Here is a 26,983-nt window from a genome sequence, read left to right as displayed (position 1 = left end):
TTCAGACATTTTCATGACAGGAGGTTTTATCAATATGCTGTTTTTTATTGATACCGCAAATATTAACGAAATCAAAGAGGCTCATTCTCTCGGCGTGCTTGCAGGGGTTACGACAAACCCCAGCTTAGTGGCAAAAGAAAACGTTTCGTTCCATGATCGCCTGCGTGAAATTACCGAGGTGGTTTCAGGTTCCGTCAGCGCTGAGGTTATTTCCCTGAAAGCGGAAGAGATGATTGAAGAAGGAAAAGAACTTGCGAAAATAGCGCCGAACATTACGGTGAAAATTCCGATGACGCCGGACGGTCTGAAAGCCGTTAAAGCGTTGACAGATCTCGGCATCAAAACAAATGTAACGCTGATCTTCAGCGCAAACCAGGCGCTTTTGGCAGCAAGGGCGGGCGCTACTTATGTTTCCCCGTTCCTCGGGCGGCTGGATGACATCGGTCATAACGGCCTTGATCTCATCAGCGAAGTCAAACAGATTTTTGATGTGCACGGTTTGGATACGCAAATCATCGCCGCATCAATCCGCCATCCGCAGCACGTGACAGAAGCTGCATTAAGAGGGGCGCACATCGGCACGATGCCGCTGAAAGTCATTTACCAGCTGGCGAAGCACCCGCTGACTGATAAAGGAATCGAGCAGTTTTTAGCTGACTGGAATAAATAAAGCAAAGAGGCTGAATGTGAGTGGCAAGTGGAGGCGATCCCTCCGTTTGTCACCATTTTGTCTTGCAAAGAGAATTGACGGTTTTAACGCAGAGAACCTTGCCGCGCGAGAGCCCCGCAATATCTTCCTGATAAATTTTGAAATGTGTTGTATTCTTTCTCTTTTAATTGGATAGATTTTGAAAAGAACCATCTATTTTTAGTTAAATCATTGTACGCTCCATTAGCTATCTTCTTTAAGGAAGGAGACGATCATGGAAAAGTTAAATATAGCTGGTGGCGATCCTTTAAATGGAACAGTGCATATAAGCGGAGCCAAAAACAGCGCTGTCGCACTCATCCCCGCGACAATTTTGGCTGATTCGACAGTTACCCTTGAAGGCCTTCCCCACATATCTGACATTCTCACGCTTCGCGATCTGCTGAGGGAGATCGGCGGGAATGTTCATTTCGAAAAGGGAGAAATGGTCGTTGATCCTGCACCGATGATCAGCATGCCCTTGCCGAACGGGAAAGTCAAACAGCTTCGGGCTTCTTACTACTTGATGGGAGCGATGCTCGGCCGCTTTAAAAAGGCGGTTATCGGCCTTCCTGGAGGCTGCCATCTCGGTCCGAGGCCGATTGATCAGCATATCAAAGGTTTTGAGGCGCTCGGAGCAGAAGTGACGAATGAACAAGGTGCGATTTATTTGCGTGCAGAGGAATTAAAGGGCGCGAGAATTTATCTTGATGTCGTCAGTGTTGGAGCAACGATCAACATTATGCTGGCTGCAGTACTCGCCAAAGGCAGAACCGTGATTGAAAATGCTGCGAAGGAACCGGAAATCATCGATGTCGCCACCCTGTTAACGAGCATGGGGGCAAAAATCAAAGGAGCCGGAACGGATGTGATTCGCATCGAAGGCGTCGAATCTCTTCACGGCTGCCGCCACTCGATTATTCCGGACCGGATTGAAGCCGGGACCTTCATGATTGCAGCTGCTTCCATGGGGCAGGAAGTGCTGATTGATAATGTGATACCCACGCATTTGGAATCACTGATCGCCAAGCTTCGCGAGATGGGCGTTCGAATCGAGGAGAGCAGCGAGCAGATTCTGATGATCGGCGGACAGAAGGAGCTGAAGCCGGTCGACCTTAAAACGCTCGTGTATCCGGGATTCCCGACGGATTTGCAGCAGCCGATGACTTCGCTTTTAACGAAGGCAAACGGGACAAGCGTTGTCACCGACACCATTTATTCCGCGCGCTTTAAGCATATTGACGAGCTGCGGCGGATGGGTGCATCGATGAAGGTTGAGGGAAGATCGGCGATCATTACGGGGCCAGTTCCCCTTCAAGGCGCAAAAGTAAAAGCGAGCGATCTCAGAGCCGGAGCCTGTCTCGTCGTGGCCGGACTGATGGCGGAAGGAATCACCGAAATTACTGGTCTTGAACACCTTGACAGAGGATACAGCATGCTCGAGGAAAAGCTGACAAACCTCGGTGCGACGGTCTGGCGCGAGAAGCTGACAGATCAGGAAATTGAGCAGCTCCAGAATTCCTAGCGGATGAAAACAACGAATGATCATACACAAACCGATTTTAGGGTGAGAGGAGATTAGATAGGAATGGAAAGAAGCTTATCAATGGAACTTGTACGTGTAACGGAGGCGGCGGCGCTGAAGTCGGCCCGTTGGATGGGAAGGGGTAAAAAAGACGAAGCGGATGACGCGGCCACAAGTGCCATGAGGGATGTATTTGACACCATTCCGATGAAGGGGACGGTCGTCATCGGGGAAGGCGAAATGGATGAAGCTCCTATGCTTTATATCGGAGAAAAGCTTGGGAACGGCTATGGCCCCCGTGTGGACGTAGCGGTTGACCCCCTTGAAGGGACAAATATCGTGGCGAGCGGCGGCTGGAATGCTCTCGCCGTTATCGCTGTAGCAGATCACGGGAATTTGCTCAATGCGCCTGACATGTATATGGATAAAATCGCCGTGGGCCCCGAAGCGGTCGGCTGCATCGATATTGAGGCGCCTGTGATTGATAATTTGAAGGCCGTGGCGAAAGCGAAAAACAAAGATATCGAAGATGTCGTAGCGACCATTTTGAACCGTCCGCGCCATGAGAAGATCATTCACGAACTCCGGGAAGCCGGCGCAAGGATCAAGCTGATCAATGACGGCGATGTAGCCGCAGCGATCAACACTGCTTTTGACCATACGGGCGTTGATATTTTATTCGGATCAGGAGGCGCGCCGGAAGGGGTTTTATCCGCAGTTGCCCTGAAAGCCCTCGGAGGAGAAATCCACGGGAAGCTGCTTCCGCAAAATGAAGAAGAGCTTAAACGATGCGAGAAAATGGGTCTTGATACGTCAAAAGTGCTTCGGATGGAGGACCTCGTCAAAGGCGATGATGCGATTTTTGCCGCGACGGGCGTGACGGACGGAGAGCTGCTGCGCGGCGTCCAATTTAAAGGATCTGTCGGAACCACGCACAGCGTCGTCATGAGGGCAAAATCAGGAACCGTCCGATTTGTAGACGGAAGACACAGTCTCAAGAAAAAACCGAACTTGGTCATCCGGCCTTAAAGGGAAAGAAAAAGCGGGGAATATTAACCCGCTTTTCCCCTGTATATAGCCATATGAATTGAACGAATATCGATCCTCTGATACAATTCAGGCAGCCTTCGTTTTCAAAACAGGGTCATCTCTATCAATTTTATGTCAAAACACAAATCAAGTTGAATATGATCGTCAAATAAGGTAAAAATAAAGAGTGCTGCGAAATTTGTTCCGGGCACCCCGAAGAGGGAGCCAAAATTCCTGCCGCATCAACACGATATGCGATAAAATCTTCTCTTGTTTCAGTCCTCGCTTCTTTCTCGACCATACTTATAATCCTTTTCAATTCGACGATATATATGGGTGGAAGCGTTGCCGATAGAAGCTGAATCGGCTGTATCAATAAAATCGTCTCTTTTAGTATGCTAATGGGACGAAAGCAAATATTTATGAAGCGTGGTGTTCTTAGTGAAAGATGTATCCATTTCATCTTTGGAAAATATGAAATTAAAAGAGCTGTATGAGCTGGCAAGGCACTATAAAATCTCGTATTACAGCAAACTGACAAAAAAAGAGCTGATTTTTGCCATTCTGAAGGCCAATGCCGAACAGGAAGATCTTCTGTTTATGGAAGGCGTCTTGGAAATCATCCAGTCGGAAGGCTTTGGATTCTTGAGGCCGATTAATTATTCCCCGAGCTCAGAGGATATCTACATTTCCGCATCCCAAATCCGCCGTTTCGATTTGAGAAACGGTGATAAAGTATCCGGGAAGGTCCGACCTCCAAAAGAAAATGAACGGTACTACGGTCTGCTCCACGTTGAAGCCGTCAACGGAGATGACCCCGAATCAGCCAAAGAACGCGTGCATTTTCCGGCCTTAACGCCTCTGTACCCGGATCGCCAAATGGTGCTGGAAACGAAGCCTAATCATCTGTCAACACGCATCATGGACATGATGGCGCCTGTCGGCTTTGGCCAGCGCGGTTTAATTGTCGCTCCGCCTAAAGCGGGTAAAACGATCCTGTTAAAAGAAATCGCTAACAGCATCACGACCAATCATCCGGAAGCAGAGCTGATCGTGCTTCTGATTGATGAAAGACCTGAAGAAGTCACCGATATTGAACGCTCTGTGGCCGGTGACGTTGTCAGCTCGACGTTTGACGAAGTGCCGGAAAACCATATTAAAGTGGCCGAACTCGTATTGGAACGTGCCATGAGGCTCGTCGAGCATAAAAAAGACGTCGTCATTTTAATGGACAGCATTACAAGACTGGCCCGCGCGTACAATTTAGTCATTCCGCCAAGCGGCAGAACCTTGTCAGGGGGAATTGACCCAGGGGCATTCCACCGTCCGAAACGCTTCTTTGGGGCAGCCCGGAACATTGAAGAGGGCGGAAGCTTAACGATATTGGCAACAGCTCTCGTCGACACGGGTTCACGCATGGATGACGTCATTTATGAAGAGTTTAAAGGAACAGGCAACATGGAGCTTCACCTTGACCGTTCTCTTGCAGAAAGAAGAATTTTTCCTGCCATTGATATCCGCCGTTCGGGTACGCGCAAAGAAGAGCTTCTCGTTCCGAAAGAACATCTTGACCGCCTGTGGTCCATTCGCAAAACGATGTCAGACACGCCGGACTTTGTCGAGAAATTCATGAGAAAAATGAAAAAAACCAAATCAAATCAGGAATTCTTCGATATGCTGATCCAGGAATGGAAACAGTCCAACATGTCAGCTGCAAGACGCTAAACTTTCGTTTGCAAAACATCCGGAACGCTGTTATAATTCTATCATGTGCGTTCCGGAGATTTTGTCCGGAATAATAACTCTGTTTCCGAATTGGATTCAGGGCGGAAGGAGATGACAGACATGAAAGCAGGAATTCATCCTAATTTCAAAAGAGCAACAGTGAAATGCGCTTGTGGAAACGAATTTGAAACAGGTTCAGTAAAAGAAGAGGTACGCGTTGAGATTTGTTCTGAATGCCATCCGTTCTACACTGGCCGCCAAAAATTCGCTTCTGCTGATGGTCGTGTTGATCGCTTTAATAAAAAATACGGTCTTAAGTAATAATAGATACTACCAACAGGCAGGAATTGTTTCTTGCCTGTTTTTTACGTGCCGAAAATCGCTGGAGAGGGGTTATAGTTGAATGTACGTCATGAAGCAAAGCGGCTGGCTCGAACTCATCTGCGGAAGCATGTTCTCGGGCAAATCGGAAGAGCTGATCCGCCGGGTCAAAAGGGCGACCTTTGCAAAGCAGGAAGTGAAAGTGTTCAAGCCTGCGATCGATAATCGCTACAGCCGCGATTCCATCGTGTCTCATAATGGGACAGCCATTGTGTGCCACTCAATCACGTCTCCAAAAGAAATATTCGAACACATTAGCGAAAAAACGGATGTGATCGGCGTTGATGAAGTGCAGTTTTTTGATGAAACGATTGTCACAGCTTTAAACACCCTTGCCGATCAAGGTTACCGCGTCATTGCCGCCGGACTTGATCAAGATTTTCGCGGAGAGCCGTTCAGCGTTGTACCGGATCTCATGGCTTTGGCGGAAACGGTGACAAAGTTGCAAGCAGTATGTTCTGTATGCGGCTCACCTGCAAGCAGGACACAAAGGCTGATCAATGGAAAACCGGCCTCATATCACGATCCGATTATTCTGGTGGGCGCATCTGAAGCGTATGAAGCGCGCTGCCGTCATCACCATGAAGTTCCGGGTAAACCTGAATAGATTTTTTCAGGGAAACATCAAATACGTTTTGCAGAAAAAAATGGGGGAAAACACTTGGTAATAACAAGTGTTTTTTTTATTGAGTCCATATTATGGGATTAAGTGTAATTAAAAAACTTATTTAAGAATACGAAAAAATTATCTAATTTTCATCGCTTGAATTATGACAAAAGCAGGCATAAAATGACTTACTGTAGTAACAAAAATGTAAATAGATTTTAGGTATTGTTCAGATTATTGTCAAAAACGCGCGTACACATTTGACAAATCCAAGTGGAGAAGACAAATGCCTCTATCAGTCAGAGTAATTATTTCACCTTATTAACATTTTGAGAAAGAAGGTAATTAGCGTGAATAACATGAAAAGAACGAAGGAAGGATACTTAGAAACTTCTTTAAGAGGAAAAGACGTACTATCGATTCCTGCGTTAAATAAAGGGGTTGCATTTTCACCTGAAGAGAGAAAGGATCTCGGCCTTGAAGGTTTGCTGCCTCCAACAGTACTTAGTCTTGACCAGCAGGCGGAACGTGCTTATGAACAATTTTCGAAACAGCCTGACCGTCTTCGCCAAAACGTATACTTAAACGACCTTCAAAACCGAAACGAAGTTCTATTTTATAAATTATTGCAAAATCACCTGCGCGAAATGCTTCCGGTTGTTTATACACCGACTGTCGGGGAGGCGATTCAAGAATACAGCCATGAATATCGCAGACCGCACGGTGTCTATTTATCTATCGATGATATTGACGGCATTGAAACAGCGTTTAAAAACCTTCAAGCTTCAGCCGATGATATCGATTTGATCGTTGCAACAGACTCTGAAAGCATTCTCGGCATCGGCGACTGGGGTGTCGGAGGCATCAATATTGCGATCGGTAAGCTTGCCGTTTACACAGCAGCAGCTGGAATCGATCCAAATCGCGTAATTCCGGTTGTGCTTGATGTCGGAACGAACAACGAAAAGCTTCTGAACGATCCGTTATACATCGGAAACCGCCATCCTCGCGTAGAGGGCGAGCGCTATGACGAATTCATAGATGCTTATGTCAACACAGCATTAAAATTATTCCCTAATGCGCTTCTGCACTGGGAAGATTTTGGGAATAAAAACGCCCGCAAAATTATGGGTAAATATACTGATAAGATTTCAACGTTTAATGATGATATCCAAGGAACAGGTGCGGTTACGCTGGCGGCTGTTTTAGCGGCTGTTAAGAGAACCGGCACATCATTAAAAGATCATCGCGTCGTCATCTTCGGACCGGGTTCAGCCGGAATCGGAATTGCAGATCAGATCCGCGACACAATGGTTCTTGAAGGGCTGTCTGTTGAGGAAGCAAATCGGGCGTTCTGGACAGTCGATTACAGAGGATTGTTAGTCGAAGGCATGGACGATATCCGCGACTTCCAAGAACCATATTTGCGCAAAACGGACGAAGTGGCTGACTGGAAACGCAACGAAAAAGGCGAGATTTCTTTCGAAGAAGTCGTTCGCCAAGTGAAGCCGACGATCTTAATCGGAACATCCGGTGTGGCGGGAGCCTTCACTGAAGAAATCGTCAAAGAAATGGCGGCTCATACTGAACGTCCGGTTATTATGCCGATGTCCAACCCGACACCGCTTGCTGAAGCTGTTCCTGAAGACCTGTTCAAATGGACTGACGGAAAAGCGCTGGTCGCAACGGGAAGCCCGTTCGAGCCTGTCAATTACAACGGTGTAGCGCACGAAATCGGACAATCCAACAACGCTTTTGTATTCCCTGGACTGGGACTTGGAACGATCGTCGCAAAAGCGAAATTGATTACCAACGGAATGTTTGCAGCATCCGCAAATGCAGTTGCAAAAATGGTTGATAATGAGAAGCCTGGCGCAGGGCTTCTTCCAAAAATTGACGATCTCCAAGCCGTGTCCATTCAAGTGGCAATAGATGTTGTCAAAGCAGCTATTGAAGACGGAGTGGCACAAGTTCAGCCGGAAGATGTCGAAAAAGCAGTGCGCGATGCAATGTGGCGCCCGGAATACAAAACAATTGTTGCAAAACGCGACTAATATTTTTGATAGAGGAAATGATAAATGTAAATTCGGCGGCTGCGGCAGATATCCTGTTCGAACGCCGCCGTTACAAAACGGCTGAGGTCTTTGGACATTGCGTCCATGGCCTAAAGCCATTAAAGAGGGATCGGCAGCTTTGGACTCGCCTCCAAAGACCGCCGTTATTAAGTCCTTAAATAGGACAACATAGAGGAGGAAACAGCTGTGAGCTTTTTAAATATTTTAATCCTCCTTGCGCCAATATTTTTTGTTATTGCGCTGGGATGGTTTGCGGGTCATTTTGGAAGTTATGATGCTAAATCAGCAAAAGGGGTAAGTACGCTCGTTACGAAATATGCGCTTCCTGCTCACTTTGTGTCAAGCATCTTATCTACGCCGAAAGATAAATTTTATAGTCAAATTCCGTTGATGATTTCATTGATTGTCGGTATCGTCGGTTTTTACGTCATTATTTTACTTATTTTAAGATTTTTGTTTAAATACGATTTAACGGGTGCTTCAATGTTTTCATTAAACTCTGCCCAGCCGACATTCGCTTTTATGGGAATTCCTGTTTTGGGAAGCTTGTTCGGAATGCAGGAAGTTGCGATTCCGATCGCGATTACAGGAATCGTCGTCAATGCAATGCTCGATCCTTTGGCAATTATCGTAGGTACTGTAGGGCGTTCGTCTAAAAAACAAGACGAAAACAGCAACGAGAGCATTTGGAAAGTGACAGGAAAATCCATTTTGCACGGTTTGTCTGAGCCGCTTGCTTTTGCGCCGCTCGCAAGTATCATTCTTGTACTATTAGGTCTGCAAATTCCTGAATTGCCGCAGAAAATGCTTGATATGCTCGGAGACACAACGTCTGGTATCGCTCTGTTCGCAGTCGGTGTAACAGTCGGTATCCGCAATATCAAATTCAGCGTGCCTGCATTGAGCATCGCCTTGTTAAAGGTCGCTGCCCAGCCTGCCTTAATGTTTGTGATCGCCATGATTTTCGGTTTGTCTTCTGCCGACCTGACAAAAGCAGTGCTTCTTGTCGCATTCCCTGGTTCTGCAGTGGCTGCGATGATCGCTACAAACTTTGAAAGCCAGGAAGCGGAAACGGCATCTGCATTTGTGATCAGTGCGGTGCTGTCGATTATTTCACTGCCGATTTTAATCGCAATTACCGCTTAAAATAAAAAGCTTGCGAGCCGGTTACCGGCCTTGCAAGCTTTTTTTTCATTAAAAAGAGAAGATCGACTTAAACCTGCTTTTCGTTTTTTCTTCCCGTCTCGGGGGCGTGTCTTTTTCGATTTTACTGTTTTCCAATTCGCGTATTTTGAGTTCGAGTGCTTTGATGTGCTCCCGTTCTTCTTCGAGTTCGCGCCTTTGTTGAAGAAGCTGATAACTGACGACATCATCCGCTTTCTGCTCCAGCTTTCTTTCGAGTTCTGCGATTTTTTTCTGGAGCAGTTCCCGTTCAAGCTGTTCATGCCGCAAAAAGCGCTGCACCGTTTCTTCGATGGCTTGGCTGACGTGTTCCGGGGCGTTCGGCTGATCGGCATCATGCCTTTTGACCAGGAACCTTTTTTTAGGCCGATTCACCGTGACATCCTGCATAGGGGTTCCGTTTTTGAGCTGCTCTTTTACATCTTCCAAAACCGCGATGTCGTCATCAGTAAAGAAATAGTGGCCGAGCTCGTTTCGGGAAGCGGGCAATTGCAGATGTTTGACCCAGCGCTGCACCGTTTTTGTTGAGACGCCGAGTTTCTTTGCCGCATCGGACGTATTCATGGTCATTCCTCCTTTTGAATCTGTAGCTTTAATCTAACAGGGGTATTCGACCCGAATGGGAAGCTTCCTTCCCGTTAGACAAAAGAAGAAGGGATTCGGCAAAGAAATCGGTTTTTCTCCAGACTGTCCAAGCCTTATGCTTCATACAGCTCGAGAGGCAGGCCGTCGGGATCGGAGAAAAACGTAAACCGTTTGCCGGTTTCGGGGTCGGTGCGGACTGCTTCTGCCGTTATGCCTTTTTCCAGCAGTTTTGAGACGGCATGGTCGAGGTCGTCTGCCGCAAAAGCCAAATGGCGGAGGCCGGCCGCTTCAGGACGTGTCACGCGTTCAGGCGGATTCGGAAACGAAAACAGTTCAATGACGTACCGGCCGTTTAATGCGAGATCGAGCTTATGCGAATCTCTGTCTTTTCGATAAGTTTCGGCGATGATCTCAAGGCCGAGCTTGTCGACATAAAATGCTTTTGAGGCTTCATAATCTGAGCAGATAATGGCGATGTGATGGATCGATTTCAGCATGGGAAAAGCTCCTTTTTTCTTAACAGTATAACAAATCCTATGATTTGCCATGTGGTTTTGACGGGGAAGCCCCCCTATACTATAATTAGAATGTTACGCACAGCAAACAGAGGTGAAGAGCGTGTTAGACCGTTTAAAATCAATAGAAGACCGTTACGAAAAATTAAATGAACTGTTAAGCGATCCGGAGGTCGTAAACGATCCGAAGAAGCTTAGAGAATATTCAAAAGAACAATCTGATCTGCAGGAAACAGTTGAGGTATATAGACGTTATCGAAACGCATCCGAGCAGCTGGATGATGCGAAGGTGATGCTTGAAGAAAAGCTTGATCAAGAGATGCGCGAGATGGTAAAAGAAGAGATTTCAGAGCTGCAGGAAGAAATCGAAACGCTGACAGACAAGCTGAAGGTCCTGCTTATTCCGAAAGATCCGAACGATGACAAAAACGTCATTATGGAAATCCGCGGCGCGGCTGGCGGTGAGGAAGCGGCTTTATTTGCCGGAAACCTGTACCGGATGTACACCCGCTATGCCGAGCTGCAAGGCTGGAAAACAGAAGTGATGGAGGCCAATGTGACCGGCACGGGCGGCTATAAAGAGATTATTTTTATGATCAATGGAAACGGCGCGTACTCAAGGCTTAAGTATGAGAACGGTGCACACCGCGTACAGCGTGTTCCTGAAACCGAATCCGGAGGGCGGATCCATACGTCGACGGCAACCGTTGCCTGTCTCCCGGAAGCGGAGGAAGTCGAAGTCGAAATCCATGAGAAAGATATTCGCGTCGATACTTTCGCCTCAAGCGGACCGGGGGGACAAAGCGTAAACACGACGATGTCCGCCGTCCGCCTGACGCACATTCCGACGGGGGTTGTCGTCTCATGCCAAGATGAGAAATCACAAATTAAAAACAAGGAAAAAGCGATGAAGGTATTGCGCGCGCGGATTTATGACAAATTCCAGCAAGAGGCGCAGGCTGAATATGATCAAAACCGTAAATCGGCGGTCGGTACGGGAGACCGTTCCGAGCGTATCCGCACGTACAATTTTCCGCAAAACCGCGTGACGGATCACCGCATCGGCCTTACGATTCAGAAGCTCGACCAAATACTCGAAGGCAAGCTTGATGAAGTGATTGACGCCCTGATTGTTGAGGATCAGGCAAGCAAGCTTCAACAGTCGGAGAGCTAAGATGAAAACGGTTTTCGAAGCCCTCAAGTGGGCTTCTTCTTATTTAATTGAAGCGGGCAGAGATCAAAACGCCGCGGAAATTTTGCTGACAGATCAGCTGAACATCGACCGCAGCAAACTGCTGGCAAGCTTCCATGATGTCATATCAGAATCTGATTTTTTGAAGTTTAAAAAGTCTGTCGAGCTTCATCGTCAAGGAGTGCCTGTTCAATATATCACCGGAAAAGAGTCCTTTTACGGACGGGAATTTTCGGTAAATGAACACGTTCTGATTCCGCGTCCTGAAACAGAGGAGGTCGTTGAAGCGGTTCTTTCCGAAGCGGAAAGAGTTTTTCCCGGAACGGAGCGCCTTAAAGCCGTCGACGTCGGTACTGGGAGCGGGGCGATTGCGGTGACCCTTGCGCTTGAGAGCCCGCGTTTTTCCGTTACGGCGACGGATATTTCGGAACAGGCTTTAAGTACGGCAAGACACAACGCTTGCCGGCTTGGAGCGAAAGTGGATTTCATCGGCGGCGATTTACTTGAGCCGCTTATCAAGCAAAACAAAAAAGCGGATGTCATTGTGTCGAATCCTCCTTATATATCTGAGGAAGACATGAGGACGCTGTCCGATGTCGTCCGTCTTCATGAACCTGCGGGAGCCTTGACGGACGGTGCTGACGGATTGCAGTTTTATAAGCGTTTCATGAAAGAAATTCCTTTTGTCATTGGAGATAAAGCGCTGGTTGTTTTTGAAATCGGCTGGACGCAGGGGAGCGCCGTCAGGGACATGTTTCACCGTTTCTTTCCTGATGCGGACGTCCAGGTGAAAAAGGACCTGAATGGAAAAGACCGAATCGTCTGCGCTGCAATCGAAAAAGGCCGGATGTCTCCGGCGCAATAAGAAGCAGATCGTCTGTTCAGGCGGTCTGCTTTTCTGTTTTCAAGAGGTGATTTTATCGGAATAAAATAAAAAATAGTTCAAGATTAATATATACCCTAAACAGATTGTCTTATTTTTAATGTAGGGGACAGTGTCACGACATTCCTCTGTAAGCTGCTTTCCCCACTCAGAAGGTTTACCATTGCACATACTGCTCTTTGAGCCAGCTCTTCAACAGGTATATCGATTGTCGTGATTTCCGGATCGGTCACCTCACAGATCGATTGATTGTCATATCCAAGCACTGCAAGCTGCTTTGGCACTTCATATTGATAATACAGGGCCCTTTTAATAATTCCTGCGGCCACTTGGTCGTTTCCCGTAAAAATGGCGGTCGGCTTTTCGGACATGTGGTGGATCTGGTCCATAATGCGGAAGCCGTCATGAATGGTAAATGCGTGGCTGAACATCCACTTCTCCTGGAAACGTAAACCTGCATCAGACAATGCTTTCATAAACCCTTCTTTTCTCATAATCTGGGCCTTGCTGTGTATCGTGTCACAGCAAAAGGCCATTAAATGATGCCCCTTTTGAATAAAAAGCTCCGTTCCTTTATATCCGGCTTCGAATTCGTCATAGCAGATCACCGGCACGTCCGCTTCGGCGTGGAATTCATTTGCCAAGACTGCGGGACCGTATTTGAGGTATTTTTTGATGACATCCCATTCATTTTCAAGGCTGCATAACATGACGCCGTCGACTTCTTTCCTCTTGAGCAGCTCCAGTACTTTCAGTTCATTCTGCTTTTGATAAAACGTCTGAAACACAATGACTTTGTATTGGTATTTCAGCGCCTCAGCGGACATATGCTTCATGAGCTGCGCGAAGAATGGGTGGTCCGCGTGAGGGACGGACACTGCGAGAAACATCGTTTTGTTGGATCTAAGCTTTCGTGCAGACATGTTCGGGATGTAGTCCAATTTTTCGATGACTTCCAAAACCCGCTTCCTTTTTTCTTCAGATACATAGGGATGATCGTTCAGTACCCTTGAAACAGTTGTTTTTGACACATTGCTTAATTTTGCAATTTCATCAATCGTAGGCATAAAATCACTTCCTGAAAAAAAGAGTTGTTATGGTATCGATTCCATCATTTAAGATATGTCATGAAATAGACAATTTCCTATGGGGTGAAATTGATGAAAACCGCAAGCGAAAACATGACTTGCACAAGCAAACAGCTATTTGTGCTTCTGAATGAATGATTTGAAGGAAGGGAAGCTCGCTTGTGAATGCCGTATAGACGACACACTGGCCAATCAAAAATGAAAAGAGACATGCTGCAGGACCAATTCGACATGACCGTCAATTTGCTGAACAGAATGGATTTCCCGCCCTCCAGAGTTGATTTTATGCCGCTTCATCAAATAATCTTAAAAGCTTATATTTAGCAGATCGTTATATTGTGCATTTGCAGCAGTATGAAGACAGAGGTCTGATCAAACTGCTGCAAATGACCGATGATCACGCATGGCATTTGTTTGCAATAAAAATAATAAACGGAAATCGAGACCGAGTCAAAGATATGATGCTTAAATTTCACAATGTCAAAACAGATATATACTACTCGATTTTATCCCATCATCAGCACAAATCGCTTCCGGTCACTGAATCAGTGCGTAAACAAATGCTTCAGCGTCCTCTCTATTCTGGACTTTACCGCAGAAGAACAAAAAAAGTAATGGAGGCTTTAATTGATGTCGTATCATGAAACACTTTCTTTTCACACCTTGCAGCAAGTAAACAAACCGAAGTACGCCGTATTTTGCGATTTTGATGAGACATATTTCGCCCACAGCATCACCGATGAATCGAGAAAAGCGCTTATGGACCTTGAAACATTTATTCATTCGCACCATCTTGATCACAAGATTTTGCTCGGCTGGGTGACCGGGAGCAGCCTATCATCCGTTCTTGCAAAAATGAAGCGGGGAGGCTTTCGTTATCTTCCGCATTTTATAGCCAGTGATCTTGGCACTGACATCACCTATTTCTCTGAAGAAGGTCAAGACTCTGATGAAGATTGGGAAGCCCGATTGCAAGAATCAAATTTCTCCCATGAGCTTGTCGAAGAAATCATGCGGACTCTCTCTAAAAAATATGAGATTGCGCTTGTGCCTCAGACTCAGCATGGTTTTTCCCGCTATAAAATCAACTATTACTATACATCGTCGGATGAGAGCACAGATAAGAGAGCGCTTGAAGCCGTCAGGCGGCTTGCAAGAGAGCATGGAATAGGAGTGAATATCAACCGCTGCAACCCTTTGGCAGGCGATCCGGAAAACAGCTATGATGTGGACTTTATCCCCTTACGGACGGGCAAACCGTACATTGTGGATTTTATATTGGATAAATTCGAGATAGAGAGGAAGAATTCATTTGCTTTCGGCGACAGCGGAAACGATGTGGATATGCTTAAAAAAACCGGACATGGTTATCTGGTGGGGAATGCGACAGCGGAAGCCAAGTCGCTCCATTCCCGTATTACAGAAGGTAGCTATACGGCTGGAATTTTAGAAGTGCTAAAAGCCAATATCAAACGATAAGAAGTGTCCTTAAATGCACAAAAACCGATGAGTGCGGCTTTAGCATAGAGGTCAACTGCCAAAACGGCGTATTTTACTATCATTCGCGACAGAAAAATGAGTTTTCTGCTTAAGACTGGGCTAACCGAGCGGATGATAGCGATGCCGGACACGTGGCTGACAGACACTGAAAATGAATTTTACGGATGGGCCGATTCCTTCAGAGTTCAGCTGATCCAATGGATGAAGCAATTTCAACTCTCTTGCCACTTTTGAAGATGGATACAAAACGGGAGTTCTATTTAAATGAATTTTTCAATAAAGGTCAGCAGTTGTCCCTTTCAAAACAAGCAAACTAAGCATTTATGAAAAACCCTTGCCGGCCGTACCAATGGCCGCAAGGGTTTTATGTCTGCAACGAAGGAGTGAATCAAATGAAAAAAATATTTCTATTCGGCTGTTCGTTTTATTTTCTTGTAGGGATTATCCATATCCTGCTGGGGAGCCTGTCGCCGTATATCATTCAAGAATATCAACGGGGTCTTCACGATCTATCCTTCCTGATCTTTTTTCAATTCACCGGTTTTTTAAACGGCGTTCTGCTTGCGCCGATATTTGTCAGACGCACCTCTCATGCTGTTGTATTGACGTTTGGTCTTCTTCTCATTCTCATTACGCTTTTAGGCGTCTTCCTTTTTGATATGTTCATCTTTTTCATCATCATGGGGTTTTTGCTGGGCTTTGGCGCGGGCACTTTAGAAACAACGGTGGGAGCATATGTAATTACGCAGTATAAAAATGCGAAAGGGATGAATATTTTGGAGGTTTTTTTCGGATTAGGCGCTTTGCTTTTTCCATTTCTAATTTATATCCTTACGGAACGATATACTTGGCATTTCCCCTTGTACGCTCTATTTATCTTCGTTTTTGCGCTTACGTGCATGTGGGCGGTTTATTTGCGCAAAAAAACCCCCGACACTACATCCGGTCAAACGGCTGATCAAGTAGAACCGACTGCCTCAGCCATATTTGAAATCGGAAGAAAGGAAAAAAACATTCTCCTCTTTCTCATTTTCGCTTTTGTTTATGCGGGTATTGAGACCAATTTCGCAAACTTTCTGCCGGCGCTGATGCTTGAAAAAGGAGCCGGGGACATCAGCGTGATCAGCGTTTCGCTTTTTTGGACCGGAATAGTGTGCGGACGTTTGCTAACAAGTATTTTGGGCGGTCGCTTAACATCTGTTTCCTTTCTGATCTTCAGCGCCGCAGCTTTGACCGCTTTGCTTTTGATCTTGGCGTACTTTCCGGTTCACAAAACACAGCTGCTCCTTGTATTTTTCATCGGGCTGTCAGCAGCCGGTATTTTTCCGTGCGCTGTCACTCTGGCCTCGTTGGCTGGAAGGCCTTTTACAGAAGAAATAACCAGTTTCTTCATTTCATCCGCAAGCTTAGGCGGAGCACTTCTTTCTTTCTTGATCGGGTGGGCGCTTGATGTCAGCGCAGCCGCTGTCTTTCCGTTTCTATTGTTCGTCGGATTGGGGGGCTTGCTGCTGGTGATCAGCGCGGTGATTTTTTTATCAGGTCTGCAAAAAAACAAGCAGAGCCATTTGGATATGTAGACCTTTTAGGGAGAGATTGCAAGCTTAGTAGGATTTTTTTCAGCATCCGTTTAAAACGTTCCATCTTTGACCATAATGTTGCTAGAAAAGGTTGAAGAACGGAGAGGAACGGTGGGGAAAATGAAGAAATCAAACATTGCCTGTATGTATATTTTTCTATTATTAATAGGAGCGCTTGCAAATCTGACGGCGGAAGAGACGGCCCAATCATCAGGCGGAAAGCCTGCCGTGATTCCTGATGAAGCGATTAGGCTTCGGATTTTGGCAAACAGCGACAGCGGCAGCGACCAAAGCATCAAACGCAAAATCAGGGATGAGGTCAATAAACAAATTACGAAATGGGTGGAAAACCTGACCTCGGTTGAGGAAGCGAGAAAACTTATCAGGTCAAAGCTGCCCGAAATCAAAGAGGTTGCCAAGAACATCATGAAACGCGAAAATGTCCGGCAATCCGTGTCTGTCCGTTTTGATCGAGTTTCATTTCCGACAAAGCTTTACGGCAATATGGTGTATCCGGCCGGAGAATATGAAGCGGTTTTAATCACGCTCGGAAAAGGAGAGGGAGCAAACTGGTGGTGCGTCCTGTTTCCGCCGCTGTGCTTTCTTGACTTTTCGAATGGGGAAGCCGTGAAGTCGCCTGAAGACGAACAAACCGCTGCCGGGGAACGGCATGAAGAGAAAGAAGCCGCAGCGGATACAATGGCGTTAGGCAAAGAAAAAGAAGACGACAAAGAAGTTAAATTCTTTCTTGTCGAGTGGATTACCGGGCTGTTCTCTTGAAGAGACCGCCCTGCTTTCGAGCAGGGCGGTTTTTTTACTGTTTGAATTCTATTATTTTTGTTGCTGGTTATTCGAGCTCTTACGATATGATATAATTTTCCAAAACGGTGCGGGGAGGAAATGTGTCTATTGCTCCTTTCGGATGCGCCTTTATTGCGCGGCAGAAGAGAAAATGTCTTATCAATAGTGCAAATGTTTAGATTGTATACTTATTAAAGCGCGAGTTCCTGCTAATCAAGATTGAAAAATGAATAGTCGGTTTTCTTCCAAATCAAAAGGTATATTTTACTGTCGCCCTCATAGATTGAATAGAGAAGCTAAAAAACGGGGTGAAAAGATGTTCTACCAATTGAGGTTAGCGGATGCAAAAGACATGGATGCGATTGAATCCTTCTTAAAAGAGGCGGGGACAAGCCATAAAGGAATTGAAGCAAATCATGGCCAGTTCATCATGATGGAAGATCCCCAGAAGAAAATCGTCGCCTGCCTCGGGATGGAAGAATTTCAAAAGAAAAAAGGGCTTTTGCGCTCGCTTGTCGTTTCTGATCAGATCAGTCAGGCCCATATCGTCTCTCTGTTTCAAAGCATGCAGGCACTGTGTGACAAGAGGGAGATTCATACATTGTATTTAATCGCAAACAAGCGGACGTCCATGGATTTCTTAGAGGTGCTGGGCTTTAAACAAGCGGAAAACGTGCCGAATGAACTATATCATTCCGAACATGTCTCAGAATCTCTGAAGGTAAACGGAGCTGTTTTAATGGTAAAAACGTCAGCATAACAGCTGATTTATACACAGAGATATCCACGGTTTCAATAGCGTTATCCACAATTTGTGGACAACGCTTGTTTTCTTTGCGTGCATCTTTTATACTTTTCAACATGATTTATATGACTAATTAAGGTTTTTTAGTGTTTGTTAAGGGAGATCTGATATGAATGAATACAAAAGTATGGACTGTGGATGCAAAAGGTGATTTGTCCACAAACTATCCACAAATTACACAAGCGGCAATGCTGCTTCGCGATAATGAAACGGTTGCCTTTCCGACGGAAACGGTTTACGGCCTTGGTGCAAACGCAAAGAATACAGACGCCGTTGCCAAAATATACGAAGCAAAAGGACGGCCGAGCGACAATCCCCTCATTGTCCACATCGCCGATATCAGCCAGTTGAACGAATTTGCCGAGGTTGATTCAGAGAAGGCCAAAACGCTTATGGAACTGTTTTGGCCGGGGCCGCTGACGATCGTTCTGCCGTGCAGGGAAGGAGCGTTATCCACAAGGGTGACGGCCGGGCTTGCTACGGTGGCCGTCAGAATGCCCGATCATCCGGTTGCGCTCGAACTGATAAAGAGAGCAGGCGTTCCTGTCGCGGCTCCGAGCGCAAATGTATCCGGCAAACCGAGTCCGACGAAAGCAGAGCATGTCGTTCACGACTTGAACGGCCGGATCGCCGGGATCGTCGACGGCGGGCCTACCGGGGTGGGCGTGGAGTCAACGGTTGTTTCCTTCACCCGGGGCATGCCGGTTATTTTAAGGCCCGGCGGCGTCACAAAAGAGCAGCTCGAAACAGCAGTCGGTCCCGTCTTGATCGATCAGGGAATCACGGATGAAAAGAAAGCGCCGCTGGCGCCCGGAATGAAATACACCCATTACGCGCCGGAAGCGCCGCTTGCGATCGTAAAGGGAAGCCCTGAAGACATACAGAGGCTGATTGAGCAATACCGAAAAGACGGAATGAAAGTCGGCGTTCTCACCACAGAAGAGCGGGCAAGCGCATATCAGGCGGATGCCGTCCGCGTCTGCGGAAGGAGAGACCGCCTTGAAACGGTTGCTTCCGGGTTGTATGACGCTCTTCGCAGCTTTGACGAATGCGGGCTCGACTTTATTTTTGCCGAGTCTTTCCCTGAGGAAGGCGTGGGCCGTGCGGTAATGAACAGGCTGATGAAAGCGGCCGGACACCGTGTGATCGAAGCGTAGCTCGGGATTGTTCTATCCCTTATTGGACGTGCATAAGCTAGAAGAGCTGGCGTGTCCAAGGGGGAATCTCATGAATGTTGACGTGTTGATAGGTGAAATTTTGACGCTGAGTATCATGGCCTTTGCACTCGGCATGGATGCTTTTTCGGTGGGACTTGGAATGGGAATGGCCAGGCTGAGAAGAAGCCAAATCTTTCACATCGGCGTTATTATCGGATTGTTCCATCTGATCATGCCGCTTGGCGGAATGCTGGCAGGGCAGTTCCTGTCAGGCGCGCTCGGTGCGCTCGCAGGGTATATCGGCGGGGCTCTCCTTTTGGTGCTCGGCATTCAAATGATTGCCGCGTCTTTCAGTAACAAAGAGGAGCGGATCGTTTCTCCTTCCGGCTTCGGCCTCTTTATTTTTGCCGTCGGCGTCAGCCTTGACAGCTTTTCAGTCGGCCTCAGTCTGGGCCTTTACGGAACAAGGCCGATTTTAACGATCTGTTTATTCGGTTTGTTCAGCATGGTGTTAACATGGGCGGGGCTTTTGCTCGGAAAGCAAGTTCAAGCGTGGCTTGGCTCGTACAGCGAAGCGCTCGGCGGTGCCATTTTGCTCAGTTTTGGATTAAAGCTTTTGCTGCCCATTTAAAAAATAGGCGAAAGAATGCATTCGCTTTTCCATAACATAATAAAGTCGGCAAAGAGGGGGAAACCCCTCTTTTTGATTTCTGAAGCGGAATTTATTATTTTTCGGTTAAATCCATTATAATAAGGGAAAGGAGTGAACGAAATTGAACATACTATTTGTCTGTACTGGAAACACGTGCCGAAGCCCGATGGCTGAAGCGCTTTTTAAATCTGCGGCTTCCCGGAAAAAGCTGGACGTCTCCGTCAAATCGGCCGGATTGTTTGCTCCTGAAAACGGCAAGGCTTCATTGTACGCGGTCGAAGCTCTGTTTGAAAAAAATATCGCGCTCAATCATTCGTCAGCTCCGCTTTCCAAAGAAAAGGTCGAATGGGCCGATCTCGTTCTGACGATGACAGAGCAGCATAAGCATTTAGCGGAGCAGGAATATCCGAACCATCAAGGCAAAATCTTTACATTAAAAGAGTATGTCAAAGGGAAAACCGGAGACATCACCGATCCGTTCGGCGGATCCCTCAGCGATTATCAAAAAACAAGGGATGAGCTTGAGCATTTGCTGCATCAGCTTGCTGATAAGCTTTCCGGACACGCAAGGTGAAAGAAGCGGAGCCGGGCCCGGTTGCAAAACGGACCGCAGAGAGTAAAATAAGACATAATCAAACATCGCATATTAAAGACGTGTCAAACATTCAGCGCCCGGCGGCCGCCTTGTTTAACGGTCTTTCGCATCCTTTGCGACACATAAAATGAGGAGGAATCATCCCATGAAAGTAATCATTGCATCAGATCACGGCGGGATCAATATTAGAAAAGAAATCGTATCATTGATGGAAGAGCTGAACATCGAATATGAAGATTTGGGCTGTGAATGCGGTTCAGGATCTGTGGATTACCCGGATTATGCGTTTCCGGTCGCCCAAAAAGTGGCGAACGGAGAAGCGGACAGGGGGATTTTGATTTGCGGCACGGGCATCGGGATGAGCATTTCGGCCAATAAAGTCAAAGGCATCCGCTGCGCGCTTGTTCATGACGTATTCAGCGCCAAAATGACAAGAGAGCATAATGACACAAATGTTCTGGCAATGGGTGAAAGGGTGATCGGCCCGGGATTGGCGAGGGAAATCGCAAAAGTCTGGCTGACGACTGAATTTACGGCGGGTCGTCATGCGGTCCGCATCGGAAAAATCGCCGAATATGAAGACAAGCATATATAAAGGGTGTCATCGTTTATGAAAAATTTCGAACAGACGTGGACTTCTATTCTGGAAGAATTTCATAAAGAAGCGGTCTTGCGAGCCGGCCAGGTCGTTGTGATAGGATGCAGCACAAGCGAGGTGGCCGGCAAGCACATCGGAACGTCAGGAAGCGAAGAGATAGCTGCTGCGATCTACAGCGGTCTTGAGGCGCTTCGGCAAAAAACGGGCGCCGTTCTTGCATTCCAATGCTGCGAACATTTAAACAGAGCGCTGGTCGTTGAAGAAGAAACAGCCCGAGCCCTCCGCCTGCCGACCGTTTTTGCCGTTCCTGTTCCCAAGGCCGGGGGATCGATGGCCGCGTACGCGTTCAGAAAAATGAAAGCGCCGGTGCTTGTTGAAGAGATAAAAGCCGACGCGGGAATCGATATAGGCGACACGTTCATCGGAATGCATTTAAAACCTGTCGCAGTTCCCGTCCGCGTCTCCGAAAAGACGCTCGGCGAGGCGCATGTGACGCTTGCGCGGACAAGGCCCAAGCTGATTGGCGGAGCCCGGGCCGTTTATGAAACCGAATGACGCAAGCTGCCGGGTACCGATCATCCGGCTTTTTTCTTTTTTGAAATAATGTTTTTGCAAGCGATATGTCGAACTATACTATTCTTGTGATCTTTAAATATTCGGTTTTCGGAACAATAAAAAACGAATTTTAAAAATAATCTCTTACATTTGCATGAAAAACCGTGTACAATGAGATGGTATAATTAACGAAATGGAAACAGATAGGAGAGGATCTCGCTGATGAAACATTTAGCTGCGCAAGATGAACAAGTATTTCGCGCCATCCAGGATGAGCGGAAACGTCAACAGTCGAAGATTGAGCTGATTGCTTCAGAAAACTTCGTAAGCGAAGCGGTCATGGAAGCGCAAGGCTCCGTCTTAACAAATAAATATGCAGAAGGGTATCCCGGAAAGCGTTACTACGGCGGCTGCGAACATGTAGACGTTGCGGAAGACATCGCCCGCGACCGCGCGAAGCAAATTTTCGGTGCCGAGCATGTCAACGTTCAGCCTCATTCAGGAGCACAAGCAAACATGGCCGTATATTTCACCATTTTGGAGCACGGCGATACGGTGCTCGGAATGAATCTTGCCCACGGCGGACATTTGACGCACGGAAGCCCCGTTAACTTCAGCGGTGTTCAATACAACTTTGTAGAGTATGGCGTTGATAAAGAAACCCAATACATTGATTACGAAGATGTCCGTGAAAAAGCGCTCAAACATAAGCCTAAGCTGATCGTGGCCGGAGCGAGTGCATATCCGCGCACAATCGACTTCAAAAAGTTCCGCGAAATCGCCGATGAAATCGGAGCGTACGTGATGGTTGACATGGCGCATATCGCTGGGCTCGTTGCTGCGGGTCTTCACCCGAATCCTGTTCCTTATGCCGATTTTGTGACGACGACGACTCATAAAACACTGCGCGGCCCGCGCGGAGGTATGATCTTATGCCGCGAAGAGTTTGCAAAGCAGATTGATAAAGCGATCTTCCCTGGAATTCAAGGCGGACCGTTAATGCACGTGATCGCCGCGAAAGCTGTTTCCTTTGGCGAAGCCTTGAAAGACGAGTTCAAAACGTATGCGCAAAACGTCATCAACAACGCCAAGCGCTTGGCGGAGACATTGACGAAAGAGGGCATTCAGCTTGTTTCAGGCGGAACCGACAACCACCTTGTGCTTGTTGACCTTCGTTCTCTCGGCATTACGGGCAAAATCGCCGAAAATGTACTTGATGAAGTCGGAATAACAGTGAACAAAAACGCGATTCCGTATGATCCGGAAAAGCCTTTTGTCACAAGCGGAATTCGCGTCGGTACAGCAGCGGTTACAAGCCGCGGCTTTGACCTTGAAGCGATCGAAGAAGTGGGAGCGATTATCGCGCTCGCGCTGAAAAACCATGATGACAAGGCGAAGCTTGAAGAAGCGGAAAACCGCGTAAAAGCCCTGACAGACAAATTTCCTTTATATACAGGATTGGACTACTAAGATGAATCCCGCCGCCCCTTAAATGGGCGGCTTTTTGCCGTGTTTGCGCCGATTTTAGTTGAAACCTGCTGTTTTTTTTTGTAGAATCAATAGAAGTGTGAAAAAATGACCGTTTTTTCGGAAACAACAAAAAGGAGCTGAAAACGGAAATGGGAAAGGTATACGTATTTGACCACCCGCTTATACAGCATAAGCTTACATACATCCGCGATGTAAAGACCGGAACGAAAGAGTTCAGGGAGCTTGTGGACGAGGTTGCAACGCTGATGGCGTTTGAAATAACGCGCGATCTTCCTCTTCAAGAAGTCGATGTTGAAACACCTGTTCAAAAAGCTAAATCAAACGTGATCGCCGGTAAAAAACTCGGCGTTGTTCCGATTCTCAGAGCAGGGCTTGGAATGGTGGACGGCATTTTGAAGCTGATCCCGGCGGCAAAGGTCGGTCATGTGGGGCTTTACCGAGATCCAGAAACGCTAAAGCCTGTTGAATACTATGTCAAGCTTCCGTCTGATGTCGAAGAACGCGAATTCATCGTTGTTGATCCGATGCTTGCAACCGGTGGCTCGGCCGTCGAAGCGCTGAACAGCCTGAAGAAACGCGGTGCGAAAAACATCCGTTTTATGTGCCTGATCGCAGCACCGGAAGGCGTTGATGAAGTTCAGAAGCACCATCCGGACGTCGATATTTACATCGCTGCACTCGATGAAAAATTAAATGAAAAAGGATATATCGTTCCCGGCTTGGGCGATGCCGGAGACCGGATGTTCGGAACGAAATAAAGACAAGAAAATCCTGAAAAAGGGTTTTCTTTTTTTGTGTTTTATTCCATAATTAAACATGTATGCGGTAAATAAGGCGGAATTGTGAACATTTTGTGAGAAGCTTCCTGATTATGAAAAGTTTTTTAACTTTAAACAGATTGACACCTTAGGGGGGCTATTGTATGCTAAAATAGGCTATTATGATAAGGTTTTCATAGCGGTTATCATAATGACCAGTCCTCTGTTAAAATCCTTTGAAAACCCCATATTGGCAGGCGACAGACTGAATTTCACCCGACCAATTTCAGGGTGTGTGAAGTCTTGAACAGAACGCTTTGTTCTGTCGAATGGTCAACCGCCTAGTTTACCGTAATCATAGATAGATATATTAAAATTTTTCATCAGGAGCGTATTTAATGACCGATGCAAGTCTTTCATTCCGTAGGCAACAGAAATATATGTTATATATTTTAGCAGTCTGCGTGTTAGGCTATGGATTTTTGCCATATCAGGCGGTTTTTTTAGGCCTGATTACCGGCGCTGTTTTCGGCAATTTCAATCTCTGGCTGCTGACCAAGAGGATGCAGGCCTTTGACAAAGCAGTGGCGAAGGGCAAAATGATCCGCTCTCTCGGGACCGCCTCCAGACTGTGCAATGCCATCATAGCGGCGGCCATTGCTTTCAAATTTCCTGAGTATATTCATTTGGCAGGCGTCATTGTGGGGTTGATGACAATTTACCCTGTCATTATGATAGATTCCTTTATCCAGCTAAAACGTTCATCAATGGAAGAGAGGTGAAAACCCTTTGAATCACGAATCCAGAACAGTTGAGTTTCTAGGCCTTACCTTTGATTTAACAAGCGTTCTCATGATCACCGTAACAAGCATCATCGTCTTTCTGATAGCGGTGCTGACCACAAGAACACTTGCGATCCGCCCCGGGAAAGCACAGAACTTCATGGAGTGGATTGTCGATTTTGTGCGCAATATTATCGGCAGTACAATGGATCTTAAAATCGGCAGAGACTTTCTCGCCCTCGGCGTGACGCTTTTAATGTACATATTTGTTGCAAATATGCTCGGCCTGCCGTTTTCCATTACAGTCGGCCATGAATTATGGTGGAAATCGCCGACAGCAGATCCTGCGGTTACATTAACTCTTGCCGTAATGGTTGTGTCGCTGACCCATTATTACGGGGTGAAGAGAAAAGGGTTGAAGGAATACGCTTTGGATTTCGTCAGACCGATTCCGTACTTGGTTCCGCTGAAAATCATAGAAGAATTCGCGAACACATTAACATTGGGATTGCGTCTTTACGGTAACATTTTTGCCGGCGAAATTTTGCTCGGCCTATTGGCGGGACTGGCGACTAACTTCTATTCCCAAAACATTTTCCTGGGACTGGTCGGAACGGTTGGCGCGGTTGTGCCGATGATCGTTTGGCAGGCGTTCAGCTTGTTCGTAGGTACAATCCAGGCATTCATTTTCACGATGCTGACAATGGTTTACATGTCTCACAAAGTTAGTCATGAACATTAAAAATAAGACATATCCGATAAGGATAACAATTAAAGGAGGAACTTTTTCATGAATTTAATAGCAGCTGCAATCGCAATTGGATTAGGTGCACTTGGTGCAGGTATTGGTAACGGTTTGATCGTATCACGTACGGTAGAAGGCATCGCTCGCCAGCCTGAAGCTGGTAAAGAGTTAAGAACGCTTATGTTCATCGGGGTTGCATTGGTTGAGGCCCTTCCGATTATCGCCGTTGTAATTGCCTTCCTAGCATTCTTCGGCTAAAAGCCTAGATATCTTTAGTAAATGGCGAAGATCACTTATGGCCTTCGCCATTGCTTTATGGTTGCTTGAACTGTCCGGCCCGCAGGAAGCCCTCTTTTGATAGAGGGGGGTTTTTCAAACGGTCTTGAGAGATAATCTGCAAGAAGGGAGTTGCCGTATTCGATGTCTTTTATACCACAGGTTATGGGAGCAGGAGTTGGGTTTAACGCCGGAACGATGCTGTTCCAGCTTGTTGCCATGTTGATTTTATTAGCGCTCTTGAAGAAATACGCTTTAGGACCGCTGTTAAATATAATGAAAGAACGCGAAGACTACATCACAGGCGAAATTACGTCTGCCGAGAAAAAGCATGAAGAAGCGAAAAAACTCATTGAAGAGCAGCAGGCGCTTTTGAAGGAAGCACGCGAAGAATCCCATTCGCTCATTGAAAATGCGAAAAAACTGGGAGAGCAGCAAAAAGAAGAAATCATTAAGGCTGCGCGCCAGGAAGCGGAGCGCATGAAAGAATCCGCAAGAAGCGAGATCGTCAAGGAAAGAGATCAGGCTGTCAGCGCACTGCGCGAACAAGTGGCTTCACTTTCCGTCATGATCGCTTCGAAAGTAATCGAAAAAGAGCTGGACGAACAAGCTCAGGAAAAATTAATCCAGGATTATCTTAAAGAAGTAGGAGAAAGCCGATGAGCCAATCAGCTGTCTCAAAACGCTATGCAGCCGCTCTTTTTGATATCGCGCTTGAGTCCAAGCTTGTGAACGAAATAGAAGAAGAGCTGACCGTTGTTAAACAACTGTTTTCAGAGCATAAAAAACTGATCGCCGTGCTGAGCCATCCAAAAGTGCCGTCAGAAAAGAAAAAGCAAATCTTAAAAGATTCGTTCGGGTCTGCCTCGACTGCAGTCTTGAACACGCTGTACCTTTTGATTGACAGAAGCCGCATTTCGATCGTGCCGGATCTTGCCGACGAATATGTCAAAATGGCCAACAGGCATCGCCAGACAGAAGACGCGGTCGTGTATTCTGTCAAACCGCTCAGCGAAGAAGAAATTTTTTCTTTTTCCCAAGTGTTTGCAAAAAAAGCCGGAGCCGCTTCATTACGCGTGAAAAACGAAGTGGACCCGGATCTGATAGGCGGAGTGAAAATCCGCATTGGAAACCGCATCTATGACGGCAGCGTAAGCGGAAAGCTTGCCCGCATAGAGCGCCAATTAGCAGGTGAAAATCGAAAGAAGGGGTGAAA

30 protein-coding genes are annotated in these 26,983 nt (G+C 46.7%); 27 read left to right on the top strand and 3 right to left on the bottom strand.

The annotated features are described in order from the left end of the window. Positions 1 to 34: 34 nt before the first annotated feature. From fsa to MHB78_RS22260, 8 genes are all read left to right on the top strand, one after another. On the top strand, positions 35 to 670 hold the full coding sequence (fsa, locus tag MHB78_RS22295; protein ID WP_046130285.1) for a fructose-6-phosphate aldolase: 636 nt from the start codon (positions 35 to 37) through the stop codon (positions 668 to 670). 253 nt (positions 671 to 923) lie between these two features. Beyond that, complete coding sequence (locus MHB78_RS22290) at positions 924 to 2,213, top strand: UDP-N-acetylglucosamine 1-carboxyvinyltransferase (protein WP_046130286.1); 1,290 nt, start codon at positions 924 to 926, stop codon at positions 2,211 to 2,213. Positions 2,214 to 2,276: 63 nt separating this feature from the next. After that, the gene (glpX, locus tag MHB78_RS22285) at positions 2,277 to 3,242 is read left to right on the top strand and encodes a class II fructose-bisphosphatase (protein ID WP_046130287.1); all 966 of its coding nucleotides are present in this window, start codon (positions 2,277 to 2,279) and stop codon (positions 3,240 to 3,242) included. A gap of 441 nt (positions 3,243 to 3,683) precedes the next feature. Further along, complete coding sequence (rho, locus tag MHB78_RS22280; protein ID WP_046130289.1) at positions 3,684 to 4,967, top strand: transcription termination factor Rho; 1,284 nt, start codon at positions 3,684 to 3,686, stop codon at positions 4,965 to 4,967. Between the two features lie 120 nt (positions 4,968 to 5,087). After that, positions 5,088 to 5,288: a 50S ribosomal protein L31 gene (gene rpmE, locus MHB78_RS22275; protein ID WP_006639435.1), complete on the top strand. Its 201-nt coding sequence runs from the start codon at positions 5,088 to 5,090 to the stop codon at positions 5,286 to 5,288. An 82-nt stretch (positions 5,289 to 5,370) separates the two neighbouring features. Next, positions 5,371 to 5,955 (top strand): thymidine kinase, encoded by a 585-nt coding sequence (locus MHB78_RS22270; RefSeq protein ID WP_046130290.1) that lies wholly within the window; start codon positions 5,371 to 5,373, stop codon positions 5,953 to 5,955. A gap of 350 nt (positions 5,956 to 6,305) precedes the next feature. After that, complete coding sequence (gene malS / locus MHB78_RS22265) at positions 6,306 to 8,009, top strand: oxaloacetate-decarboxylating malate dehydrogenase (RefSeq protein WP_046130291.1); 1,704 nt, start codon at positions 6,306 to 6,308, stop codon at positions 8,007 to 8,009. A gap of 207 nt (positions 8,010 to 8,216) precedes the next feature. Beyond that, positions 8,217 to 9,176: an AEC family transporter gene (locus tag MHB78_RS22260; protein WP_340033182.1), complete on the top strand. Its 960-nt coding sequence runs from the start codon at positions 8,217 to 8,219 to the stop codon at positions 9,174 to 9,176. Between the two features lie 48 nt (positions 9,177 to 9,224). Here MHB78_RS22260 and racA read toward each other — a convergent pair whose 3' ends face one another. Together racA and MHB78_RS22250 are read right to left on the bottom strand one after the other, a co-directional pair. Further along, positions 9,225 to 9,776, bottom strand: coding sequence for a chromosome-anchoring protein RacA (gene racA, locus MHB78_RS22255; RefSeq protein ID WP_046130293.1), 552 nt, complete (start codon positions 9,774 to 9,776; stop codon positions 9,225 to 9,227). A 134-nt stretch (positions 9,777 to 9,910) separates the two neighbouring features. Then, on the bottom strand, positions 9,911 to 10,294 hold the full coding sequence (locus tag MHB78_RS22250) for a VOC family protein (RefSeq protein WP_046130294.1): 384 nt from the start codon (positions 10,292 to 10,294) through the stop codon (positions 9,911 to 9,913). A 121-nt stretch (positions 10,295 to 10,415) separates the two neighbouring features. Between MHB78_RS22250 and prfA the strand changes: the two genes are divergently transcribed. Beyond that, positions 10,416 to 11,486 (top strand): peptide chain release factor 1, encoded by a 1,071-nt coding sequence (prfA, locus tag MHB78_RS22245; RefSeq protein ID WP_046130295.1) that lies wholly within the window; start codon positions 10,416 to 10,418, stop codon positions 11,484 to 11,486. Position 11,487: 1 nt separating this feature from the next. Continuing rightward, positions 11,488 to 12,369, top strand: a complete 882-nt coding sequence (prmC, locus tag MHB78_RS22240; RefSeq protein WP_046130296.1) for a peptide chain release factor N(5)-glutamine methyltransferase — start codon at positions 11,488 to 11,490, stop codon at positions 12,367 to 12,369. Positions 12,370 to 12,464: 95 nt separating this feature from the next. Here the strand turns inward: prmC and MHB78_RS22235 are convergent, their stop codons facing one another. Beyond that, a complete protein-coding gene (locus tag MHB78_RS22235) occupies positions 12,465 to 13,454 on the bottom strand; it encodes a LacI family DNA-binding transcriptional regulator (protein WP_046130297.1) in 990 nt (329 codons plus the stop codon). Positions 13,455 to 13,813: 359 nt separating this feature from the next. Between MHB78_RS22235 and MHB78_RS22230 the strand changes: the two genes are divergently transcribed. The 17 genes from MHB78_RS22230 to MHB78_RS22150 all read left to right on the top strand — a co-directional run bounded on the left by MHB78_RS22230 (position 13,814) and on the right by MHB78_RS22150 (position 26,981). Continuing rightward, the gene (locus tag MHB78_RS22230) at positions 13,814 to 14,119 is read left to right on the top strand and encodes a DegT/DnrJ/EryC1/StrS family aminotransferase (protein WP_046130298.1); all 306 of its coding nucleotides are present in this window, start codon (positions 13,814 to 13,816) and stop codon (positions 14,117 to 14,119) included. After that, entirely contained in the window at positions 14,106 to 14,954 is an 849-nt protein-coding gene (locus MHB78_RS22225; protein ID WP_046130299.1) for an HAD-IIB family hydrolase, read from the top strand. Before MHB78_RS22230 ends, MHB78_RS22225 begins: the two co-directional genes overlap by 14 nt. A 413-nt stretch (positions 14,955 to 15,367) precedes the next feature. Beyond that, a complete protein-coding gene (locus tag MHB78_RS22220) occupies positions 15,368 to 16,552 on the top strand; it encodes an MFS transporter (protein WP_046130300.1) in 1,185 nt (394 codons plus the stop codon). Positions 16,553 to 16,672: 120 nt separating this feature from the next. Next, positions 16,673 to 17,332 carry a stage II sporulation protein R gene (spoIIR, locus tag MHB78_RS22215; protein WP_046130355.1) on the top strand — a complete coding sequence of 220 codons (660 nt, stop codon included), beginning with the start codon at positions 16,673 to 16,675 and terminating at the stop codon, positions 17,330 to 17,332. Between the two features lie 337 nt (positions 17,333 to 17,669). Further along, a complete protein-coding gene (locus MHB78_RS22210) occupies positions 17,670 to 18,113 on the top strand; it encodes a hypothetical protein (protein WP_046130301.1) in 444 nt (147 codons plus the stop codon). A 158-nt stretch (positions 18,114 to 18,271) separates the two neighbouring features. Further along, positions 18,272 to 19,315, top strand: a complete 1,044-nt coding sequence (locus tag MHB78_RS22205; RefSeq protein WP_046130302.1) for an L-threonylcarbamoyladenylate synthase — start codon at positions 18,272 to 18,274, stop codon at positions 19,313 to 19,315. A gap of 70 nt (positions 19,316 to 19,385) precedes the next feature. Continuing rightward, positions 19,386 to 19,946, top strand: coding sequence for a manganese efflux pump MntP family protein (locus tag MHB78_RS22200; RefSeq protein ID WP_046130303.1), 561 nt, complete (start codon positions 19,386 to 19,388; stop codon positions 19,944 to 19,946). A 142-nt stretch (positions 19,947 to 20,088) separates the two neighbouring features. Continuing rightward, positions 20,089 to 20,541 (top strand): low molecular weight protein arginine phosphatase, encoded by a 453-nt coding sequence (locus MHB78_RS22195; RefSeq protein ID WP_046130304.1) that lies wholly within the window; start codon positions 20,089 to 20,091, stop codon positions 20,539 to 20,541. A gap of 166 nt (positions 20,542 to 20,707) precedes the next feature. Next, entirely contained in the window at positions 20,708 to 21,157 is a 450-nt protein-coding gene (gene rpiB, locus MHB78_RS22190; protein ID WP_046130305.1) for a ribose 5-phosphate isomerase B, read from the top strand. Between the two features lie 15 nt (positions 21,158 to 21,172). Beyond that, the gene (locus MHB78_RS22185) at positions 21,173 to 21,715 is read left to right on the top strand and encodes a TIGR01440 family protein (RefSeq protein ID WP_046130306.1); all 543 of its coding nucleotides are present in this window, start codon (positions 21,173 to 21,175) and stop codon (positions 21,713 to 21,715) included. Between the two features lie 222 nt (positions 21,716 to 21,937). Further along, the gene (gene glyA, locus MHB78_RS22180; protein WP_046130307.1) at positions 21,938 to 23,185 is read left to right on the top strand and encodes a serine hydroxymethyltransferase; all 1,248 of its coding nucleotides are present in this window, start codon (positions 21,938 to 21,940) and stop codon (positions 23,183 to 23,185) included. A gap of 149 nt (positions 23,186 to 23,334) precedes the next feature. Then, entirely contained in the window at positions 23,335 to 23,964 is a 630-nt protein-coding gene (gene upp, locus MHB78_RS22175) for a uracil phosphoribosyltransferase (RefSeq protein ID WP_046130308.1), read from the top strand. Positions 23,965 to 24,362: 398 nt separating this feature from the next. Then, positions 24,363 to 24,746, top strand: coding sequence for an ATP synthase subunit I (locus MHB78_RS22170; RefSeq protein WP_046130309.1), 384 nt, complete (start codon positions 24,363 to 24,365; stop codon positions 24,744 to 24,746). A gap of 7 nt (positions 24,747 to 24,753) precedes the next feature. After that, positions 24,754 to 25,488, top strand: a complete 735-nt coding sequence (atpB, locus tag MHB78_RS22165) for a F0F1 ATP synthase subunit A (protein WP_046130310.1) — start codon at positions 24,754 to 24,756, stop codon at positions 25,486 to 25,488. Between the two features lie 48 nt (positions 25,489 to 25,536). Continuing rightward, entirely contained in the window at positions 25,537 to 25,749 is a 213-nt protein-coding gene (gene atpE / locus MHB78_RS22160; protein WP_020453260.1) for a F0F1 ATP synthase subunit C, read from the top strand. Positions 25,750 to 25,911: 162 nt separating this feature from the next. Then, positions 25,912 to 26,430: a F0F1 ATP synthase subunit B gene (gene atpF, locus MHB78_RS22155; protein WP_046130311.1), complete on the top strand. Its 519-nt coding sequence runs from the start codon at positions 25,912 to 25,914 to the stop codon at positions 26,428 to 26,430. Further along, a complete protein-coding gene (locus tag MHB78_RS22150) occupies positions 26,427 to 26,981 on the top strand; it encodes a F0F1 ATP synthase subunit delta (RefSeq protein ID WP_046130312.1) in 555 nt (184 codons plus the stop codon). The genes atpF and MHB78_RS22150 overlap by 4 nt, the downstream gene beginning before the upstream one ends. Positions 26,982 to 26,983 lie beyond the last annotated feature (2 nt).

Source organism: Bacillus sp. FSL K6-0138, assembly GCF_037982765.1.
In the GTDB taxonomy this organism is placed as follows: domain Bacteria; phylum Bacillota; class Bacilli; order Bacillales; family Bacillaceae; genus Bacillus; species Bacillus glycinifermentans.
The sequence above is the reverse complement of the archived record's forward strand: the minus strand, read 5'-3'. Positions and strand labels throughout refer to the sequence as shown.

Bases quoted from the DNA above. Each gene is read 5' to 3' on its own strand.
- fsa (WP_046130285.1), top strand. From the start codon at position 35: ATGCTGTTTTTTATTGATACCGCAAATATTAACGAAATCAAAGAGGCT.
- MHB78_RS22290 (WP_046130286.1), top strand. From the start codon at position 924: ATGGAAAAGTTAAATATAGCTGGTGGCGATCCTTTAAATGGAACAGTG.
- glpX (WP_046130287.1), top strand. From the start codon at position 2,277: ATGGAAAGAAGCTTATCAATGGAACTTGTACGTGTAACGGAGGCGGCG.
- rpmE (WP_006639435.1), top strand. From the start codon at position 5,088: ATGAAAGCAGGAATTCATCCTAATTTCAAAAGAGCAACAGTGAAATGC.
- MHB78_RS22270 (WP_046130290.1), top strand. From the start codon at position 5,371: ATGTACGTCATGAAGCAAAGCGGCTGGCTCGAACTCATCTGCGGAAGC.
- racA (WP_046130293.1), bottom strand. From the start codon at position 9,776: ATGAATACGTCCGATGCGGCAAAGAAACTCGGCGTCTCAACAAAAACG.
- MHB78_RS22250 (WP_046130294.1), bottom strand. From the start codon at position 10,294: ATGCTGAAATCGATCCATCACATCGCCATTATCTGCTCAGATTATGAA.
- prmC (WP_046130296.1), top strand. From the start codon at position 11,488: ATGAAAACGGTTTTCGAAGCCCTCAAGTGGGCTTCTTCTTATTTAATT.
- MHB78_RS22235 (WP_046130297.1), bottom strand. From the start codon at position 13,454: ATGCCTACGATTGATGAAATTGCAAAATTAAGCAATGTGTCAAAAACA.
- MHB78_RS22225 (WP_046130299.1), top strand. From the start codon at position 14,106: ATGTCGTATCATGAAACACTTTCTTTTCACACCTTGCAGCAAGTAAAC.
- MHB78_RS22220 (WP_046130300.1), top strand. From the start codon at position 15,368: ATGAAAAAAATATTTCTATTCGGCTGTTCGTTTTATTTTCTTGTAGGG.
- spoIIR (WP_046130355.1), top strand. From the start codon at position 16,673: ATGAAGAAATCAAACATTGCCTGTATGTATATTTTTCTATTATTAATA.
- MHB78_RS22210 (WP_046130301.1), top strand. From the start codon at position 17,670: ATGTTCTACCAATTGAGGTTAGCGGATGCAAAAGACATGGATGCGATT.
- MHB78_RS22205 (WP_046130302.1), top strand. From the start codon at position 18,272: ATGAATACAAAAGTATGGACTGTGGATGCAAAAGGTGATTTGTCCACA.
- MHB78_RS22200 (WP_046130303.1), top strand. From the start codon at position 19,386: ATGAATGTTGACGTGTTGATAGGTGAAATTTTGACGCTGAGTATCATG.
- rpiB (WP_046130305.1), top strand. From the start codon at position 20,708: ATGAAAGTAATCATTGCATCAGATCACGGCGGGATCAATATTAGAAAA.
- MHB78_RS22185 (WP_046130306.1), top strand. From the start codon at position 21,173: ATGAAAAATTTCGAACAGACGTGGACTTCTATTCTGGAAGAATTTCAT.
- glyA (WP_046130307.1), top strand. From the start codon at position 21,938: ATGAAACATTTAGCTGCGCAAGATGAACAAGTATTTCGCGCCATCCAG.
- upp (WP_046130308.1), top strand. From the start codon at position 23,335: ATGGGAAAGGTATACGTATTTGACCACCCGCTTATACAGCATAAGCTT.
- MHB78_RS22170 (WP_046130309.1), top strand. From the start codon at position 24,363: ATGACCGATGCAAGTCTTTCATTCCGTAGGCAACAGAAATATATGTTA.
- atpE (WP_020453260.1), top strand. From the start codon at position 25,537: ATGAATTTAATAGCAGCTGCAATCGCAATTGGATTAGGTGCACTTGGT.
- atpF (WP_046130311.1), top strand. From the start codon at position 25,912: ATGTCTTTTATACCACAGGTTATGGGAGCAGGAGTTGGGTTTAACGCC.
- MHB78_RS22150 (WP_046130312.1), top strand. From the start codon at position 26,427: ATGAGCCAATCAGCTGTCTCAAAACGCTATGCAGCCGCTCTTTTTGAT.